Source organism: Kordia sp. SMS9, from assembly GCF_003352465.1.
Taxonomy (GTDB): domain Bacteria; phylum Bacteroidota; class Bacteroidia; order Flavobacteriales; family Flavobacteriaceae; genus Kordia.
In genome coordinates, this window is the sequence record NZ_CP031153.1 from 5,047,501 (window position 1) to 5,066,006 (window position 18,506).

Sequence of the window (18,506 nt, forward strand, 5' to 3'; positions counted from 1 at the left end):
ACCATATCAAACCTAGTAGGGCAGATACTAATGAAGCAACTAGAATTCCTATTTTGGCTGTGTTTAACAAATATTCATCTTTTAATGCAAGTTCTGCAATAAAGAGAGACATTGTAAAACCAATACCTGCCATCATTGCCATTCCGTAAATACTACTCCAACTTACACCTTCTGATAGTTTCCCAAGGTTTGTAAATACCATTAAGCGAGATAATATAGAAATCCCTATAAGCTTTCCAAGAACTAATCCGCAGATAATACCAATACTTACAGGATGTAATAGCATGGTATAGAAGTCCTCTGTTATTTCAACACCTGAATTTGCTAGTGCAAAAAGCGGTAATATGATAAAGTTCACTACTGGTGCCAACGAAAATTCTACACGTTGTAATGGTGTCCCTGCTCTTTTGGTTTCCAAAACAATTTTATGAAGTATTTCTTCTTGCTTTTCAGTTAAAAGGTCTTCATCATCTCCGCTAACGTTTTCAAAATCAGCCGCCCAATCTCTCAATTCATTTTTGTATTCTTTCTCCGTTATTTTACGTCTGGCAGGTATTGTGAAAGCGATCAATACGCCTGCTAAAGTTGCATGTATTCCAGAGAGTAATATTGCAATCCAAAGTCCTAAAACTCCAACAATGAGATAGAACCACATATTTCTTATTCTTAGATAATTTGCCAATATCATAACACCAAAATATATAGTTCCAGCAATAAGGCTATCCATATCTATCTCTGGGGTTAAGAAAAAAGCGATGACCAGTATTGCTCCGATATCATCTACAGTAGCTAAGGCTGTCAATAGTACTTTTCCATTGTTTGATATCGCTTTTCCTGCTAAAGCAACTACTCCTAACGTAAAAGCAATGTCGGTAGCCATTGGTATACCCCAAGCACTAGCTGCTTCGGTATTATAGTTTATGATGTAATATAATAAAGCTGGTATGATCATACCGCCTATTGCTCCTGCTATGGGTAAGCTTGCTTTTCGTATGGTAGACAATTCACCTGCAAGTATTTCTCGTTTAATTTCAAGTCCAATTGTAAAGAAAAAGACAGCCATGAGTCCGTCATTAATCCAAACATGTAATGATTCTGTAAGTGCAAAATTTTCAAAACCAATTGTGAATTTTTTTTCAAAAAAGTGAAAATACGTTTCCTTATATGGCGAATTAGCCCATACCATTGCTATAACTACCATTACGATCAAAAGAAATCCTTTACTAACTGGATTTGAAAACCGCATCTTGGTATTTTCAAGAAGTGTGTCGATTACGCTTTCTCTCAACTTTATGTAATTATTGTGTTATTTAATTGTGAAAAATTATCTATGAATTGACTATCATCATATTTTTTGTCATGATTAGAAAAGTTGTCATTCTTCATTAATGATGTAATATACATAAAATTTTGCAGTCTCTAATTCACACAAAAGTTGATTTTTTTGATTCCTAAATAATACCAATTTTAATTTAGGGTTTATCCTTTTTTTTGCGCTTCGGTTGACCATTTGTCTGTCAACTCAATGTAGGAGAAAGGCAAAGCTGATGGTTGTTTTTTAAGTTGATTGTTGTTAAATGCGCGTTGCAGAATGTCCTCTATGAGATAATCTTCATGATTGGATGCTGGTTTGAATTCTTTTTTGAGCGAAATGTCAAATAAATTCGCTGTTGTATTGTACCAAAAAGCTTTCCAACCACTTCGCAAGCGTTTTACAAGTTTGAATGCCGTTTCACCTGTTTGTCTGTGAATTAGTTTTACTAATATTTGTCCCTCCGTTTTGGTGAGCTTTTTTAACTTGCCTGTGAGTTCTTCTTCTATGAATTTTTGAATCCGCCTTGTATATTTTCTACGCTGTGATCTGGATTTTATTTTTTCTAATCGTTCATTTAATTTTACCAAACGTTCCGCTGCCAGTTTTGCGTATGGATATACTTTGAGTGTTTTTCTGCGCAAGATGAGATAACGAATGCGCTCTTCTTTAGAAGTAAATTTTAATTTATTGAATACGATCACCTGGTCCAATTCAATAGAAGTACGCGAGATAGAATCGCCTTTTATTATGAACGGTTTTAGTTTTGTACTGTCTTGCGAACTGATTTGGGCTTGACATACAAATGATATGAATAATATGATAAAACTTATCTTTTTCATGTAGGTTTTTAAAATTTTACCAAATTTTATATCAAAAGTAATAATTCATTCTGTTATAACTATTATATCTGTTTTAATATTGTTATTTTCGTTCGAATTAAATTAAATTTTATGGCAAAAAAGAAAATTATCAATAAAAAGTCATTGACTTTTTTAGAAAAATATTTGAATAATGCAGCTCCAACTGGATATGAATGGAATGGACAGAAAATTTGGATGGATTATTTGAAACCTTACGTTGATGAGTTTATTACAGATTCTTATGGGACTGCTGTCGGCGTTATTAATCCGAAAGCAAAATATAAAGTTGTGATTGAAGGACATGCAGACGAAATTTCGTGGTATGTAAATTATATTACTGATAATGGATTGCTGTATGTGATTCGAAATGGAGGAAGCGATCATCAAATTGCACCTTCGAAATGGGTAAATATTCACACAAATAAAGGAATTGTAAAAGGCGTTTTTGGCTGGCCAGCAATTCACACAAGAAATAGAGCCAAAGAAGAGCCGCCAAAGTTAGATAATATTTTTATTGATGTTGGTTGTTCCACGAAGAAAGAAGTGGAAGCCTTAGGCGTACATGTAGGTTGCGTAATTACGTATCCAGACGAGTTTCATGTGTTGAATAAGGATAAGTTTGTATGCAGAGCTATTGATAATAGAGCTGGTGGATTTATGATTGCAGAAGTAGCGCGCTTGTTACATGAGAATAAAGTGGAATTACCTTTTGGTTTGTACATTACAAATTCTGTCCAAGAAGAAATTGGGTTGCGCGGTGCTGAAATGATTACACAAACAATTAAACCAAATGTTGCCATTGTAACGGATGTTTGTCATGATACGACCACACCAATGATTAACAAGAAAACACAAGGAGAAACAAAAATGGGCGACGGACCTGTGATTTCGTATGCGCCTGCGGTTCAAAATAGATTGCGCGAACGCATCATAAAAACTGCTGAGAAGAAAGGAATTCCTTTCCAACGTATGGCTTCTAGCCGTTCAACAGGAACTGATACAGATGCTTTTGCCTACAGTAATGGTGGCGTTCCATCGGCGTTGATTTCATTGCCACTGCGTTATATGCACACTACGGTTGAAACTGTACATAAGAATGATGTAGAGAATGTAATTCGTTTGATTTATGAAACGTTATTGACTATTAAAGAAGGAGAAACGTTTAGTTATTTTGACTAGCATCATCTTTTAAAGAGCATGCATAGCTCTTCACTAACTTATATAAAAACCTCTTTTTGTTGCATTTACAGAAAGAGGTTTTTACATGTACTTATTTTAGTATCTTTCTAAAAAAATAATACTTAGACTTTACCCATTGAACAGTTTTTATCTACATAGAAATAGTATTTTTATTTTACTATTCTTTACCATATTCTCCTATTCTCAAAATAATACTACTTCCTATATTACTGAATACAATAATATCTATTTAAAAAATCCTGATGATGCCATAGTGCTTTGTGATCAATTAATAAATGCCCCAGAAAGTGACAAAAAAGCCTTCGGTTTTGCAGGAAAAGCGTATGTATATGTTTTGCGCGCGAATTTTGATTTGGCAGATACGTTCTTTACTAAAGCCATACACCAATTAGCGCTGGTTGATGAACATAAAACTGAAATTGAAGGATATATTTTCTACTTTCAAAGTTTGCGATATTTAGAAAGTCAAGAATTAGAAACTGCCATACATATTATGAACAACACTATAAATTCTTGTGGCGGAAATTGTTCTCCTTTATTGGAAATCAAACTGCAATCTGCATTAGGGAGACTTTATTCTTTATCTGATAAACTTTTAAAAGCTATTGAAATAAGCAAAGCATGCTTAGATAAGATTAAAAATGCGCCCAATTATTTGACAGATACTAGTTTACAAAAAGAATATCTGAAAGAATCAATTCATTTAGCGCATAGGAATATGAATGTGTATATCTATAAATTGAATGATAAAAAGTATGAATCTTACTTAGATTCTACACAACATTATACCGATGTAGCCAAAAAGTATGCAAAAAAACATCAAATTTCTTATTATGATGTTAACATATCTACACTGTATGGAGACATTAATTTTTATAGGAATGATTATAAAGTTGCCAAACAACATTATGAAGAAGTTCTAAAAGTCTATAAAGAACGAAAACGCAATAAAAGAGTAGCACAGGTTCTTTTTGTTATTGCCGAATGTGATTATTTTTTAAAAAACTGGAAGCCAGCAGCAGCGACTTTCCTCCAACAAATTAATGATGAAGTTTGGACTGAGTATCAACTTATAGATTTTGAAGCATTGTGCCATTTTTATTTGTTTAAAATTTATGAGCACACTGAACAACCACAAAAAGCGCTTCAATATGCTAACTCTTATGCCAAGAAAATAAAAGAACATTTGGAAACAAAAAATGCGTCTGATATTTCCATGAACACTTTAATAGAATATGAAAAGAGAGAAAAAGAAGTCAGCGTTTTCCGTGAAAATTATCAACATCAAAAAAAACAAAAGTATGTGTATTTGTATTTACTCCTTATTTCACTTGTGCTGATAGCTACACTTATTACGTGCTTTTTTAAAGTAAAAAGGCGAAATAAAAGAAATATGAGCCAACTTCATTTAAGGATTGCTCAGTTGCAGCAAGATGTCACAAAGCAACATACCTCTAAAACTTCCAACTCTTTAACGGATGAAAATGCGCTTAAACTTATTGAAAAACTTAAAAAACTAGAAAAAGAACAATTGTTTTTACAACCCAATTACACATTGGCTTTTGCCGCAAAAAAACTAAATACCAATTCAAGTTATTTGTCACAAACCGTCAACAATTATTTGAATTTGACGTTTTCGGAATATAGCAACAGACTTAGAATACAAAGTATTGTTCAACGATTGAAAGAGCAAAAACAGCTACGAAACTATACCATAGAAGCACTCGCTAAAGAAGCTGGTTACAAAAGTATTGGATCGTTTAATACGAATTTCAAAAAGTTATTAAAAGTAAAGCCTTCACAATATATAAACGAACTCAAACGGAATGATCGCTAGTCACTTTTCGCTTGTTATGCTTCTTTTCATTCTTTAAATAGCATGTTACCTCAGCACATCAGCATTCCAAATTAAAATGCTTAAAAACAGTTTTTTACACAAAATAATATACAGTCAATTTTATAAAATTGACCAAACTTCAATTGTTTTATTGCATACAACACTCCTACATTTGAAATGCAAATTAGTGTTACAACTACTCTAAAATTGTATCACATTAAAACATGTATTATGAAAAAACAAAATTTGAAAAACTTGTCTTTGAACAAGAAATCCATTTCAGCATTTAGCATTCAAAAACTCAATGGTGGCATAGACGTACCACTTGATGTAGAAGGAACAAATTGTGATTGTGATGATTTTACCTGTTGGAAAACATGTCACTGGTGCTCACGAGCTTGTTAACAAAATATGAGTTTGACCTATTGTAACGAACCAACGTTGCCATAATTCATACGCGCAAAATCAATTCAATTATACATAACACTAAAACCAATTTATTATGAAAAAAAAGAACATTAAAGGTCTGGAATTAAACAAAAAATCCGTTTCAAACTTAAATGAAGATGTAATTACTGGAGGAGATGACGGTATACGAAATGTAACCAACGGTTGTACAGATGGTTGTACTCCTTTTCAAACTGCTTGGAATTGCTCCAGAGGAAATTGTACAGGCGATTGTGGTGGTGGCGCTACTTATATCTGCTAAACTCGATTGTATGTATTCAAAATTTATAAATTTAACCTTATGATTCATAAATCGTAAGAATACTATTTTTTTATAGTGATAAACTTTTCATAACTTTAATATCTAACACATTAAAACCATAATCATGAAAAAAAGAAATCTAAAAGGATTGAAGCTTAACAAGAAGTTAATTTCAAACCTAAACGGAGAACAAATTGTTGGGGGAAAGTTCACCACTGGTTGTACTGATGGATGTTCACCTATTCAAACCGCATGGAATTGTACACGAACTGAGTGTTCAGATGATTGCGGAGGCGGTATTTCATTCATAGGTATCTGTGAGGAATAGTAAAAATCTGAAAAGTAGAAAAGCGACATTATATGTAATATGATGTCGCTTTTTTTTATGATATTTTGAGATGTTATCTTTTGATCTTTTGACTAGTTTTGATTCCGTATTTGTCAAATAAATATACTAACGAAGTCATGGTTGCTGCGCCTAATTCGAGTTCGCGTTTGTTGACTGCATCAAAAGTATCATTGGATGCATGATGGTGATCAAAGTAGCGTTGTGAATCTGGGCGCAAGCCTGCCAACACAATTTGATCATCTTTTAAAGGCCCGATATCTGCGCCGCTTCCGCCTTTTTCAAAGTAATGAATAAGATAGGGTTTGAAGAGTTGTCGCCAACCTTGAACTTGTGCAAAGTTTTCTTCAGAACAGTCAAACGAGAAACCTCTTGGCGTAAAACCACCTGCATCACTTTCTAAAGCAAAGATGTGCTTCTCCCCTTTTTCTTTGGCAACTTCTGCATATTTACGTCCGCCACGCAAGCCATTTTCTTCGTTCATAAATAATACGACTCTGATGGTACGTTTTGGTTGATATCCGGTTTTTTTAAGCAAACGTACTACATCCATACTTTGTACGACACCTGCACCGTCATCGTGAGAACCATCGCCTAAATCCCAAGAATCTAAATGTCCGCCAACAATGATAATTTCATTTGGAAACTCGCTTCCTTTGATTTCTCCAATGACATTGTGTGACAACACGTCTTCGTATTGTTTGCAATGTTGTGAGAACATAAATTTTGTCTTCGAATTCGATTTGAGTTGTTTGCTCAATAATTCAGCTCCTTTTGTGCTAATTGCCGCCGCAGGAATTCGATCTGAAACTGCAATATCGCCGTAACTCATAGCTCCGGTATGCGGATAATCGTCTAAGCGTAAATTCATAGAACGTACTACCACACCAACGGCTCCGTATTGAATTGCTTCTTTGGCTCCAGCATAGCGTTGGTCTACACAACCGCCGTAGGCTTCAAACGTACTGATTAAATCTGCTTGCATCGGGCGATTATAAAACACAATTTTTCCTTCTATTTTTTCTTTCCCAAGCAATTTTAAATCTTCAAAATTTTTGACTTCAATGACTTCCGCTTCAATGCCGCCATTTTTGGTTGCTACCGAACCGCCAAGTGCACAAATTGGCACTTGTATTTTATTGTTTCCATCCACAATATATGCTTCTTCAGCTTTTCCGCGTTCCCATTTTGGCACCATTACTTCTTGCAACCACACCTTGTCTAATCCTAAATTTTCTAGTTCTGCTTTGGTATATTGTACTGCTTTTGCTGCATTTTCAGATCCTGAAAGGCGTCCACCAATTTTATTAGAGAGATGATCTAACCATGCATAACTTTGTCCGTCAAGTAATGAGGTTGAATATATATTTTTTACTTGCTTCTCATCTGAATTTTGTGCGAAACCAATCGCGCAAGCTATACATACTAGTAAAGAAAGTTTCTTCATTGTAGGTTGTTTTGTTTTATTCTGATTTTAGTTCTTTTTTGTATAATTCTAGATTTTTTTGAATTTTTTCGTCCAATGCTGGTGGTTGAATGTCTGTATATTCTTTGAGTGTATCGTAAATAATTTTAGCAACAATCAATCGCGCTGTGGGTTTATCATCTGATGGAATGGTATACCAAGGCGCATGTGACTTGCTGGTTTTATTGATCGCATCTTGATAACATTCTTGATATTTGTTCCAAAGTCTACGCTCTTTTAAATCGCTTGGAGAGAATTTCCAGTTTTTTTCTTTGAGGTCTAAACGACGGAGCAATCTGTTTTTTTGTTCATCTTTAGAAACATTCAAGAAAAACTTAAAAATAATCGTTCCGTTTTCGGAAATATGTTTTTCAAAGTTGTTGATTTGCTCAAAGCGTTTCGCCCAAAAATCATCGTTTACATCTTTTATAGAAGTGACTGAAGGTATATTTTCACCCAAAATATATTGTGGATGTACACGTGTTACCAATACATTTTCATAGTGTGTTCTATTAAAGATAGAAAACTTTCCTCTTTCTGGTAAGGCAATATAATGACGCCACAAATAATCGTGACGCAATTCCAATTCCGTAGGCACTTTAAAACTGTGTACTACGACTCCACGGGAGTTGAAATCTTTGAAAACTTCTCTAATCAAGCTATCTTTCCCCGCAGAATCCATTCCCTGCAAACATATTAATACACCATATTTTCCATGCGCATACATGGTATCTTGCAGTTCTCCCAAAGCTTCTCGAACCTCTTCTAGCTCTTTTTTGATTTCTCTTTTAGATTCTCCAAGATTAAAACTGGTTTTTATTTTCTTTAGTTTTACTGGCTTCGTTACTTTGAAAGTGTTTTTATCAAAATGCTTCATACATTGGTATTTTTCTTTGAAGGCTAAATATACGGATTGTCCATCACTTTTTTTGTAGTTTAGCCGTCACAAATTATCTGTATTGCATTATGAAACAACAAAATTTGGTATTGATTTTCTTTTTTTGCCTAAACTTTTCCCTCTTCGCGCAAAGCGATCAAGATTCAATTCCAGCCTTTAGCAAAAACGGAATTTCTAAACCTAGTATTCTGTCTACCAATCCTTTTGGGATTTTTATTTCTCGATTGGATCATAATTTTAAGTTGAAAGCTTCGTGCCGAATGGAGATTGATATTGCACTGGAAAGTGGAAATGTTTGGGGACCAAATGTGAAAACGTATATTCCAAACGATCCAGCATTGCAACGCCAAATGAGTACGCGAGAATGGTTTAGCAGACAATATTTTATTGATGAAACACAGATTGATGCTGGCTATTTTGAGATTGAAACGGATGGTGTTATTAAAGGATTGCGCGGTAATTTGACGATTCCGACCACGAAAAATCAAGAACTAATTGTTGGTTTTAGAGCTTTTGTGTTGACCAATGGAAAGCTTCCGTTGTCAACGTTGACAGCCGATCGTTTTATTGAATTTTTTCATGACAATGTTGCTGGCGGCGATGATCCTTTTGATAGACGTGTTTTTGGATTGGACAGAGCCAAATTTTTATATACTGATCGTAATGGCAGAAGTTTTGATTTGGGCAATGGCGATTTTTTAACTGCTGGAATTGAAACACATTATTATTACTATCCTACGTTTTTGAACGAAAAGAAGATTTATTTTAATTTGGGCGCCCATGTGGGAACAAATCTTTCAAAGTACAACATGTCTATGGATGTTGGCGCTTCTGCTGCAGGTGTAAAGCAGTTTGACCTCAACGACCGTAATTTTATGTTATTTGGTTTGGGAGCAAATGTACTTCGGAAGAATGCTGTGGAGTTTCAAGATGATAATTTCGATTTTGGAACGAATGATTTTATCGGAAGTTTTGAAGTGAATGCAGAATATACGTTTATCTCGAAAGGAAAAACCTATCATTCTTTCGGCTTGAATTATTATGCACAAACGAGTTTACAACAAAAAGATGAAGACGCGTATAATATTTATGTCCGCGATGATGATGCCACAAATTCTTGGGGACACGGAACGCGGCATTTGTATAAAAATAATGACTATTGGACGTTGGCATACACCTTTACACGAAAAATTTCAACTTCGTTTTACATTCAACAAGATTTTACTGTAAATAATAATCCTGATTTGCAAACTGGTGTGAGTGTGAAGTTTGGGATTTAATGTAGATCGCTGACGCTGTTAGACTTGTTACCACACAGGCGGAAATTTCTTAGACACGCTTCGCTGGTAGATTTTAGATATGTTGGATACGTCTTTGCGAGAAGCGTAGCAACGTAGCAATCTGTTTCTAAATGAAATTCATGTTTTCTTTGAAAGGAATTTTCAAATTAAAACATCATCAAATGATCAAATCATAAATTGCAAGTACAAACATCACTTTGATTTTAGATATGTTGGATACGTCTTTGCGAGAAGCGTAGCAACGTGGCAATCTGTTTCTAAATGAAATTCGTGTTTTCTTTGAAGCGAGTTTTCAAATTGAACATCATCAAAGTCCTTTTTGAATTCTTTTATGCAGCCAAATGGCTAATAAAATACCAATTACGCCATACATTCCTGTTACTAACCAATTGATTTGGTAGCCAAATTTATCCACGATTTCCAATCCTATTTTTGGACTAAAGATATGTGCTATTGAAAATGCCATCGCATACATCGCCATGTAACTTCCTTCAAGTCCTTCTTTAGCTCTAGTAAGGGCAAACCTGTTCGTATAAGGAAAACCTAACATTTCACTTAAAGTCATAAGTATCATACTTACAATTAAAATTCCAATCCAGAAGTTTTGATACAACACCAAAAAACTCAATGCCAGTAAAACACAAGACATTGTAATGTACTTCGTAAAAGGAATCTTTTGTTTTTCTAAGTAATTAAGAAGCGGCATTTCAAAAACTACAATGATGGCTACATTCAAAAATAGAAGAATTCCAATTTTAAATTCATCAAGATGAAATATTTTATCATAGTATAAGGGTATTGTTGTGAATAACTGAAAAAATGCCATTCCAAAAAGGAAACAAATGAAAAAGTGAATCCAGAAAGAAAAGTCTTTGTATACAGCATTTTTATCTAAGTTTTCTTGCTGACTACGTATTTCTGATGGTCGTACTTTTTGATCTTTTACTAAATAGCTGAATAGTAATATGGCTGTAATACAGGTTAAGCCATCAATCCAAAATAATAATCCATATCCCTTCATTACTATAATGAGTCCTGCCAACGTTGGACCAATTCCCATACCAGCGTTTATAGCGAGTCGAACTAAGCCAACAGATCTTGTTTGATTATCGGGTGTACTATAGGCTTTTATAGCTACAAAAATTGCGGGTCTAAATGTATCTGCAATAGACATGGTCACTAAAATACCTATACAAAATCCCCAAAATGAATGGATATATTGTAATGAGATAAAGCACAATCCTGTTAAGAAAAGGCTTATAATCATTATTTTGTAAAATCCGAAGATGTCTGTTAATTTTCCTCCTAACCATGATCCAATCACTGAACCAATACCGAAAAAGGCAAAAATAGAGCCGATATCTGTTTCAGTAAGTCCCATATCCTTTTTAAGATATAACGACAAAAACGGAATCACCATCGTTCCTGCTCTGTTCACTAATGAGATGATGGAAAGAAACCATATTTCTTTTGATAATCCTTTGAATGAAGCAATGTAGTTAGTGTACATTTTTTTCATAACTGTTCGTTTTTGGTGGTTGTTTGTTTCGTTTTTTTGATTTGGGATTTTATGGCATAAAAAAAGTCCGACTGGTGAAGTCGGACTTTACAAATTGGTATATATTTTAATTATATCAACACAATACATAAGCGTCCCGACTCCTTATCCAAGAAAATCTTTGCACATACTTATTTACTGTGGTACTTGTCATTTTTTCGTTTATTTGATTCAAAACTACATAAAAAAAAGATACGGTAGTCAAAAACTTTCATTTTTTTGGCTACAAATTGTATTTTTGGAGCACTGACATTATTATAATCTTATAACCAAACTTTTTACTACTGATGAAAAACATCTGCCTGATTCTATGCGTTTTACTAACAAGCTATGGCTATTCGCAAGAAAAAAAAGAAATACCTGGAGAAACTGAGTTTCAAAAAGAATTGAACATAAAATACAAAGATGTGTCTACTTCTCCTCTAAAAGCAAAAGATTTAAAAACGTTTAAAGGATTAGATTTTTTCCCTGTTAATGATACATTCAAAGTGAAAGCAACGTTTAAAAAAACGCCAAATTCACCTATTTTTAAAATGCCTACTTCTACAGAGAGAAAACCTGAATATAGACGTTACGGAATTGCGAGTTTTATGTTGAATGGAAAAGAATTTTCATTAGAAATATATCAAAATCAATCATTAATGAAACAAGAAGAATATAAAAACCACCTCTTTTTACCATTTACAGATGAAACTAATGGATTTGAGAGTTACGGCGGTGGACGTTATATTGATTTAGAAATTCCGGAAGGAGATACCATTGAGATAGATTTTAACAAAGCTTACAATCCATATTGTGCGTATAGTGATCGGTATTCGTGTCCGATCCCGCCAAGGGTGAACTTTTTAAAGACAGAAATTAATGCTGGTGTAAAAGTTTTTGACAAGCATTAGCCTTCTAATTAAATAAAAAAAGCAAGCAGGTTTACAAACATAAAAAACAGCAACTCGTATCGCTATGAGTTGCTGTCGTTTTTTAAATTATACAATGTGATTTATTTTACAATCATTTTCTTCGTCATGATAATTTTGCCACTAGAAATTAGGCTGTATAAAAACATTCCTTTTCCGATTTCATTGGAGTTGATTACCAATTGTCCTTTTGCATTCGACAGATCGTACTCACGGATATACTTCCCAGTCATGTCAAAAATAGTAATGTTTGCTTTTGCATTCTCTGGCAAGGTATATCGAATCGTCGCGCTGTTATTGAACGGATTTGGAATGTTTTGCTCCATAGAAAAATCAGCTTCATCTAGTAAATCTCCATCTTCCGAAGCATTTCGTTCGTTTTTTTCATTTTCTAAAGCAGCAACTTTTTCTTTCAATTCTTGAGTAGTTGAAGTTAATTCTTGAATACTTGAGGTTAAAATTGAAATCAATCCTGTATAATTTACCGCTTTGTATTCGTACGCACCTGTCACTTTATTTTCTTTGTCCATGATAGGCTTTCTGATAGTCGTCACCAATTCTGGAAAAATCTCTTCAATATTTTGTGCAATAAAACCATGCTGCAACTCTTCTGGCAAGTTTAATTGGTCGTTTTCTTTAAACTTATACGTTACCGCATTCAATTCCATAATTTTCTCTAGTACATTTTCTTCTGTTTCGATTTGCTCTTTTAATTTTTTATCAGAAGATGTAAACATTCCGTTGACAACAACATCTCCATCAAAATACCCTGCATACCAATTGGAATTTGTAGTAGGAGAACTTCCATAAATTGCTGCACCAAAACTACTTACAGTACTGTTACTAGAAATAAACCCACGGACGCCGTAAGTACTATCAGAACTTCCACCTGTTGTGTTTTTAGTTACAGATGCAGTGACACCTCTTAAAATACCTGCAGCATTGTCCAATCGTATATTTACACCTGTACTTTCATACACATTTCCACTATGAATAATTTCTACACCGCGCATTCCATAACCTCCAGAATTGTTAACGGATTTAATTCCTGTAGCAATTCCACTTGTAGCAGTTGTATTTTCTAAAATCAGACCTATTGGATATGAGTTTGAAAAACTATTACTTGGAGTGTAATTGATTCCCACTTTAGCATTAGTTATTGAAAATGGTGATCCAAAAAAAGTATTACCTTCATTGGTCATCGTTGCTACAAGCGTGGAACTTGTTGATGTAAAACTATTGGCTGCTCTAAATTCTAAATCGGTTCCTGAAAAAGACGAAGCTCCAATCCATTGAATTCTTGGATTTGTATCGTTAATGTCTTGGTATCCCATTGTGATAGCTCTGTTTGGCAATTGAAAACGCAATCCGTACACATTTTGACTTCCTGTATTCAATCTACCAATCGAAAACCATCGGTCGTTTGTAAATCCAAAACCAAAACCTGCATCTAATTGTGTGACCAATCCTGGCTGGAATCTGAAAATTTCTCCACCACTAAATTGTTGTGGAATTGGATTAAAAATTGAGGATTGTACAAATCCTGACGATTGATTTTGCCCAAAAGTAATGGCGGCAAAAAACAATGCTAGTACTAACATAATTTTTTTCATGAGTTTAATTTTTGGTTAATTCTTTTAATTTACAAAAAAATTCTTACAAAAAATAAACTAAAAACTTATTAGGAAGTGCGGAGTATCTTTAAATACAAAAAAAACAGCAATCAATATACATACTGATTGCTGCTATTTCATGAGTTGTTGATTTGAATATTTTTTACTTCACAATCATTTTCTTCGTCATGATAATTTCGCCACCAGAAATTAAACTGTATAAAAACATTCCTTTTCCAATTTCATTGGAGTTGATTACCAATTGCCCTTTTGTATTTGAAAGATCATATTCTCTGATATACTTCCCAGCCATGTCAAAAATAGTAATGTTTGCTTTTACATTCTCTGGCAAGGTATATCGAATCGTCGCGCTGTTATTGAACGGATTTGGAATGTTTTGCTCCATAGAAAAATCAGCTTCATCTAGTGAATCTACATCTTCCGAAACATTTCGTTCGTTCTTTTCATTTTCTAACCTAGCTACTTTTTCGTTTAATTCTTGAATACTTGAGGTTAGTACGGAGATCAATCCGATGTAATTTACCGCTTTGTATTCGTACTCGCCTTCTATATTATTTTCTTTATCAAATATTGGCTTTTTGATCGTGGTTACCAATTCTGGGAACACTTCTTCTATGTCTTGTGCAATAAATCCGTGTTGTAATGCTGCTGGTAAGTTTAACTGATCATTTTCTTTATACATATACGTTACCGCATTCAACTCCATGATTTTCTCTAATACATTTTCTTCTGTTTCAACTTGTTCTTTTAATTTTTTATCAGAAGATAAATACATTCCCGTTGTAAAAACGTTTCCATTAAAATAGCCTGCATACCAGTTTGGATTTGTCCCTGTGGCGCTTCCATAAATACCTGCTCCAAATGTGGAGATAGGAACACTGCTAGTAATTTCTCCACGAACACCAAATGTACTTCCAGTGCTACTTGCAGAACTCACCTGATTCACAAACGCATCAATTCCACTATAAATAGCAGCTGAATTGTTCATTCTTATATTGATTCCTGTACTTGCAAATGTACTTCCACTTTGGTTGATATCAATACCACGCATAGCATATCCGCCTGCATTGTTTATGACACTAACTCCTGTAGAAGTACCACTTGTTCCCGCTTTATTTTCCACAGTGATTCCTGAACGCGTAGAACTTGAAATATCCGTATAATCAATTCCTACTTTCGTATTTGTAATTCCTAAGGGATTTCCAAAAAATGTGGTTCCATCATTTGTCATCGTTGCTACCAACGTTGAACTCGTAGACGTAAAACTATTGGACACTCTAAATTCCAAATCTGTATCAGTAGAAAAACCATCACGAATCCATTGAATTCTTGGATTTGTATCGTTGATATCTTGATATCCCATCAAAATGGATCGGTTGGGTAACTGAAATCGTAATCCGTATACATTTTGACTTCCAGCATTGAATCGACCTAAGGAAAACCAGCGATCATTCGTAAATCCAAAACCAAATCCTGAATCTAGTTGTGTAACCAACCCTGGACCAAATCTAAATATTTCGCCTGTTGCTGGACTTGTAATTGATGATGCCACAGCACCATTTGATTGATTTTGCGCAAATGTGAATGCTGCAAAAAATAACACGATAGGTAACATAATTTTTTTCATAATTTTAAATGTTTGATTTATAATGTTTAAAATTAATTCCAAAAACCTGCGTAAGAATAATGTTACACCTTACAAATTTATAGTATAAATACGTGTTAACATTTTTTTTAGAAACAAAAAACAGCAACTCATATTGCTATGAATTGCTGTCTTTTTTAAATTTTGAAGCGTGATTTATTTCACAATCATTTTCTTCGTCATGATGATTTCGCCACCAGAAATTAAACTGTATAAAAACATTCCTTTTCCAATTTCATCTGAACTAATAACGAGTTGCCCTTTTGCATTCGACAGATCGTACTCACGGATATACTTTCCTGTCATATCGAAAATAGTAATGTTTGCTTTTGCATTCTCTGGCAAAGTATACCGAATCGTCGCTCTACTATTGAACGGATTTGGCACATTTTGTTCCATGGAAAAAGTTGCACCTTCCACTTCTTCAAGTAAGTTTTCTTTAGAAGCATTTTCTCTTTTCTCATTTTCTAAAGTAGCTACTTTTTCGTTCAATTCTTGAATACTTGATGTCAATACGGAGATCAATCCGATGTAATTTACCGCTTTATATTCGTACTCACCTGTCATTTTATTGTCTTTGTCAATAATCGGCTTTTTGATCGTAGTCACCAATTCTGGGAATACTTCTTCTATATTTTGCGCAATGAAACCGTGTTGCAATTCTTGTGGAAGATTTAACTGGTCGTTTGCTTTAAACTTATACGTTACAGCATCCAATTCCATAACTTTCTCGAGTACATTTTCTTCTGTTTCAATTTCTTTTTTTAATTTTTTATCAGAAGAGGTAAACATTCCGTTCACCGTTACATTTCCATCAAAATACCCTGCAAAACGATTCGTAACTGCTGCCGAATTTCCATAGATTCCTGCGCCAAAACTATTGGAAGTTACTCCTGAAGGAAGTGTAATTCTTCCACTAACTCCATACGTATATCCACCATTAGCCGTTACAAATGCACTTACACCTGAACTGTAAAACCCATCTCTTAGACTCACACTTACACCAGTATCACCATACGCGCCACCAGAACTTGAAATCGAAAGTCCTGTTTTTACATAGCATGATACATTATTGACAGATCTGAATCCTGTAGCGGATCCACTGGAACCCGATGTGTTTTGTACTTCAACTCCTGTACGACTTCCACTGGATATATCCGTGTAGTCCACACCTACTCTTGTGGATGAACCTGTACTAGTAAATGGCTTCCCAAAAAAGGTCTTTCCGTCATTGGTCATGGTTGCGACAAGAGTAGAACTTGTAGAAGTAAAACTATTGGCGGCTCTAAATTCTAAATCGGTTCCAGAAAAAGAAGAAGCACCAATCCATTGAATTCTTGGATTTGTATCATTTAAATCTTGATATCCCAAGGTAATTGCTCTGTTTGGCAACTGAAAACGCAATCCATATACATTTTGACTTCCTGTAAATAATCTTCCCATTGAAAACCATCGATCATTTGTAAATCCAAAGCCACTTCCCGAATCTAACTGTGTGACAATACCAGGACCAAATCTGAACGTTTCTCCTGAGATTGGACTAGGAGTTGTAATCGTAGTAGCGATACCGCCTGATGATTCATTTTGTGCAAAGATTAATGCACATGAAAATAACATAATAAGTAATGTAACTTTTTTCATAAATTTAAATTTTTGGTTAATTATGTTTAAATATAGCTTTAAAAAGTTAAACAAAATTACGGTAAACCCGTAATTTTTTAGCTATAAATAACTTACATTCAGTTTTTTAGAGATTCAACCAAAAGTTTTTACTTTGTGAATGACAAATCGTATTTTTGATCTCACATATACTTACATGATTGTTTAATCAAAATTATAATCATTCCTGATGAAAAAAAGTTTCCTAATTCTTTTTGTTGTGCTATTACAAATAAGTTGTGCTAAAAAACGACCGGCAGTCATTGGCGAAACCGAATTTCAGCAAGAACTAAATGCCGATTTTAAAGATGCTTCTAAATCTCCGCTGAAAGCCAAAGATTTAAAAACGTTTGAAGCCTTGGATTTTTTCCCAGTAGATAATTCGTATAGAGTGAACGCTATGTTAGAAACAACGCCCAATTCGCCTGTGTTTACCATGCCAGCAACCAAAGAGAAAACTTCAAAATATAGACGCTTTGGCATTCTGACTTTTACTTTGAAAGGGAAAGAGTTTTCATTGGAAGTCTACCGCAATCAGGACTTGATGAAAACTGAAAAATATAAGAATCACCTGTTTTTGCCGTTTACGGATGAAACGAATGGCTTTGCTTCGTACGGTGGCGGACGCTACATTGATCTGGAAATTCCATTAGGCAATCTGATTCAAATTGATTTTAATAAAGCGTACAATCCATATTGTGCATACAATGATACCTATTCGTGTCCTATCCCGCCAAGGGTAAACTTTTTACAAACAGAGATAAAAGCTGGTGTAAAATCGTTTGATAAACATTAGACATATTTCACCAAAAATATTCCTAAAAAGACGGCTGCAAATCCAATGATAAAACTTGCAATAGTGTACAAGAAGAACGTCATAAAGTCGCCCGACTTTAAAAAAACGTGATTTTCGTACGCAAATGTGGAAAATGTTGTAAAACCACCACAAAATCCTGTGGCGAGTAATAAGGTATATTGATCGTTGATCGCTTCATTTTTAGCGGCTACTCCTAAGATGATTCCGATTAGTAAACTCCCTAAAATGTTCGCTGCAAAGGTTCCATAGGGAATTCCTGTGGCAGAACTATTCAAATATTTTCCCAATAAAAAACGCATTGCACTTCCAAATCCGCCGCCAAGGAAAACTAATAAGAGTTGTTTCATCTGT

At 34.3% G+C, this 18,506-nt stretch carries 17 protein-coding genes (1 of these 17 running past the window's edge); 8 read left to right on the forward strand and 9 right to left on the reverse strand.

The window, feature by feature from the left end; genetic code table 11:
- Together nhaA and KORDIASMS9_RS21375 are read right to left on the reverse strand one after the other, a co-directional pair.
- Positions 1-1,288: the 5' portion of a Na+/H+ antiporter NhaA gene (gene nhaA / locus KORDIASMS9_RS21370; RefSeq protein WP_205318016.1), read on the reverse strand. 44 nt of this gene lie to the left of the window's left edge; 1,288 of the gene's 1,332 nt are visible here — the first part of the coding sequence; the start codon lies at positions 1,286-1,288; the stop codon falls past the left edge of the window.
- 191 nt (positions 1,289-1,479) lie between these two features.
- Positions 1,480-2,154 carry a DUF4294 domain-containing protein gene (locus KORDIASMS9_RS21375; RefSeq protein ID WP_114904803.1) on the reverse strand — a complete coding sequence of 225 codons (675 nt, stop codon included), beginning with the start codon at positions 2,152-2,154 and terminating at the stop codon, positions 1,480-1,482.
- A 111-nt stretch (positions 2,155-2,265) separates the two neighbouring features.
- Between KORDIASMS9_RS21375 and KORDIASMS9_RS21380 the strand changes: the two genes are divergently transcribed.
- From KORDIASMS9_RS21380 to KORDIASMS9_RS21395, 5 genes are all read left to right on the forward strand, one after another.
- Complete coding sequence (locus tag KORDIASMS9_RS21380) at positions 2,266-3,354, forward strand: M42 family metallopeptidase (protein ID WP_114904804.1); 1,089 nt, start codon at positions 2,266-2,268, stop codon at positions 3,352-3,354.
- Positions 3,355-3,490: 136 nt separating this feature from the next.
- Positions 3,491-5,212 (forward strand): helix-turn-helix domain-containing protein, encoded by a 1,722-nt coding sequence (locus KORDIASMS9_RS21385; protein WP_114904805.1) that lies wholly within the window; start codon positions 3,491-3,493, stop codon positions 5,210-5,212.
- Between the two features lie 231 nt (positions 5,213-5,443).
- Positions 5,444-5,617 carry a hypothetical protein gene (locus KORDIASMS9_RS23530; protein WP_162820100.1) on the forward strand — a complete coding sequence of 58 codons (174 nt, stop codon included), beginning with the start codon at positions 5,444-5,446 and terminating at the stop codon, positions 5,615-5,617.
- A gap of 97 nt (positions 5,618-5,714) precedes the next feature.
- Positions 5,715-5,921: a hypothetical protein gene (locus tag KORDIASMS9_RS21390; RefSeq protein WP_114904806.1), complete on the forward strand. Its 207-nt coding sequence runs from the start codon at positions 5,715-5,717 to the stop codon at positions 5,919-5,921.
- A 124-nt stretch (positions 5,922-6,045) separates the two neighbouring features.
- Positions 6,046-6,249: a hypothetical protein gene (locus tag KORDIASMS9_RS21395; RefSeq protein WP_114904807.1), complete on the forward strand. Its 204-nt coding sequence runs from the start codon at positions 6,046-6,048 to the stop codon at positions 6,247-6,249.
- A 73-nt stretch (positions 6,250-6,322) separates the two neighbouring features.
- Here the strand turns inward: KORDIASMS9_RS21395 and KORDIASMS9_RS21400 are convergent, their stop codons facing one another.
- Both KORDIASMS9_RS21400 and KORDIASMS9_RS21405 read right to left on the reverse strand, forming a co-directional pair.
- On the reverse strand, positions 6,323-7,714 hold the full coding sequence (locus tag KORDIASMS9_RS21400; RefSeq protein ID WP_114904808.1) for a M20/M25/M40 family metallo-hydrolase: 1,392 nt from the start codon (positions 7,712-7,714) through the stop codon (positions 6,323-6,325).
- Positions 7,715-7,730: 16 nt separating this feature from the next.
- Complete coding sequence (locus tag KORDIASMS9_RS21405) at positions 7,731-8,609, reverse strand: PPK2 family polyphosphate kinase (protein ID WP_114904809.1); 879 nt, start codon at positions 8,607-8,609, stop codon at positions 7,731-7,733.
- Positions 8,610-8,698: 89 nt separating this feature from the next.
- On the opposite strand from KORDIASMS9_RS21405, the gene KORDIASMS9_RS21410 reads away from it, so the two are divergent.
- Positions 8,699-9,910 carry a hypothetical protein gene (locus KORDIASMS9_RS21410; RefSeq protein WP_114904810.1) on the forward strand — a complete coding sequence of 404 codons (1,212 nt, stop codon included), beginning with the start codon at positions 8,699-8,701 and terminating at the stop codon, positions 9,908-9,910.
- A 328-nt stretch (positions 9,911-10,238) separates the two neighbouring features.
- Here the strand turns inward: KORDIASMS9_RS21410 and KORDIASMS9_RS21415 are convergent, their stop codons facing one another.
- A complete protein-coding gene (locus tag KORDIASMS9_RS21415; RefSeq protein WP_114904811.1) occupies positions 10,239-11,450 on the reverse strand; it encodes an MFS transporter in 1,212 nt (403 codons plus the stop codon).
- Between the two features lie 326 nt (positions 11,451-11,776).
- Between KORDIASMS9_RS21415 and KORDIASMS9_RS21420 the strand changes: the two genes are divergently transcribed.
- Positions 11,777-12,382, forward strand: a complete 606-nt coding sequence (locus KORDIASMS9_RS21420; protein WP_114904812.1) for a DUF1684 domain-containing protein — start codon at positions 11,777-11,779, stop codon at positions 12,380-12,382.
- A gap of 101 nt (positions 12,383-12,483) precedes the next feature.
- Here the strand turns inward: KORDIASMS9_RS21420 and KORDIASMS9_RS21425 are convergent, their stop codons facing one another.
- The 3 genes from KORDIASMS9_RS21425 to KORDIASMS9_RS21435 all read right to left on the reverse strand — a co-directional run bounded on the left by KORDIASMS9_RS21425 (position 12,484) and on the right by KORDIASMS9_RS21435 (position 17,320).
- Positions 12,484-14,013: a tail fiber domain-containing protein gene (locus KORDIASMS9_RS21425; RefSeq protein ID WP_114904813.1), complete on the reverse strand. Its 1,530-nt coding sequence runs from the start codon at positions 14,011-14,013 to the stop codon at positions 12,484-12,486.
- Between the two features lie 163 nt (positions 14,014-14,176).
- Positions 14,177-15,661 carry a tail fiber domain-containing protein gene (locus KORDIASMS9_RS21430; protein WP_162820101.1) on the reverse strand — a complete coding sequence of 495 codons (1,485 nt, stop codon included), beginning with the start codon at positions 15,659-15,661 and terminating at the stop codon, positions 14,177-14,179.
- 174 nt (positions 15,662-15,835) lie between these two features.
- The gene (locus tag KORDIASMS9_RS21435) at positions 15,836-17,320 is read right to left on the reverse strand and encodes a tail fiber domain-containing protein (protein WP_114904815.1); all 1,485 of its coding nucleotides are present in this window, start codon (positions 17,318-17,320) and stop codon (positions 15,836-15,838) included.
- A 208-nt stretch (positions 17,321-17,528) separates the two neighbouring features.
- On the opposite strand from KORDIASMS9_RS21435, the gene KORDIASMS9_RS21440 reads away from it, so the two are divergent.
- Positions 17,529-18,134, forward strand: coding sequence for a DUF1684 domain-containing protein (locus KORDIASMS9_RS21440; protein WP_114904816.1), 606 nt, complete (start codon positions 17,529-17,531; stop codon positions 18,132-18,134).
- Here the strand turns inward: KORDIASMS9_RS21440 and crcB are convergent.
- Complete coding sequence (gene crcB, locus KORDIASMS9_RS21445) at positions 18,131-18,502, reverse strand: fluoride efflux transporter CrcB (RefSeq protein ID WP_114904817.1); 372 nt, start codon at positions 18,500-18,502, stop codon at positions 18,131-18,133. The genes KORDIASMS9_RS21440 and crcB overlap by 4 nt on opposite strands.
- Between the last annotated feature and the right edge of the window lie 4 nt (positions 18,503-18,506).

Coding starts and splice junctions, on each gene's coding strand:
- KORDIASMS9_RS21375 (WP_114904803.1), bottom strand. CDS start 2,154: ATGAAAAAGATAAGTTTTATCATATTATTCATATCATTTGTATGTCAA.
- KORDIASMS9_RS21380 (WP_114904804.1), top strand. CDS start 2,266: ATGGCAAAAAAGAAAATTATCAATAAAAAGTCATTGACTTTTTTAGAA.
- KORDIASMS9_RS23530 (WP_162820100.1), top strand. CDS start 5,444: ATGAAAAAACAAAATTTGAAAAACTTGTCTTTGAACAAGAAATCCATT.
- KORDIASMS9_RS21390 (WP_114904806.1), top strand. CDS start 5,715: ATGAAAAAAAAGAACATTAAAGGTCTGGAATTAAACAAAAAATCCGTT.
- KORDIASMS9_RS21395 (WP_114904807.1), top strand. CDS start 6,046: ATGAAAAAAAGAAATCTAAAAGGATTGAAGCTTAACAAGAAGTTAATT.
- KORDIASMS9_RS21400 (WP_114904808.1), bottom strand. CDS start 7,714: ATGAAGAAACTTTCTTTACTAGTATGTATAGCTTGCGCGATTGGTTTC.
- KORDIASMS9_RS21405 (WP_114904809.1), bottom strand. CDS start 8,609: ATGAAGCATTTTGATAAAAACACTTTCAAAGTAACGAAGCCAGTAAAA.
- KORDIASMS9_RS21410 (WP_114904810.1), top strand. CDS start 8,699: ATGAAACAACAAAATTTGGTATTGATTTTCTTTTTTTGCCTAAACTTT.
- KORDIASMS9_RS21415 (WP_114904811.1), bottom strand. CDS start 11,450: ATGAAAAAAATGTACACTAACTACATTGCTTCATTCAAAGGATTATCA.
- KORDIASMS9_RS21420 (WP_114904812.1), top strand. CDS start 11,777: ATGAAAAACATCTGCCTGATTCTATGCGTTTTACTAACAAGCTATGGC.
- KORDIASMS9_RS21425 (WP_114904813.1), bottom strand. CDS start 14,013: ATGAAAAAAATTATGTTAGTACTAGCATTGTTTTTTGCCGCCATTACT.
- KORDIASMS9_RS21430 (WP_162820101.1), bottom strand. CDS start 15,661: ATGAAAAAAATTATGTTACCTATCGTGTTATTTTTTGCAGCATTCACA.
- KORDIASMS9_RS21435 (WP_114904815.1), bottom strand. CDS start 17,320: ATGAAAAAAGTTACATTACTTATTATGTTATTTTCATGTGCATTAATC.
- KORDIASMS9_RS21440 (WP_114904816.1), top strand. CDS start 17,529: ATGAAAAAAAGTTTCCTAATTCTTTTTGTTGTGCTATTACAAATAAGT.
- crcB (WP_114904817.1), bottom strand. CDS start 18,502: ATGAAACAACTCTTATTAGTTTTCCTTGGCGGCGGATTTGGAAGTGCA.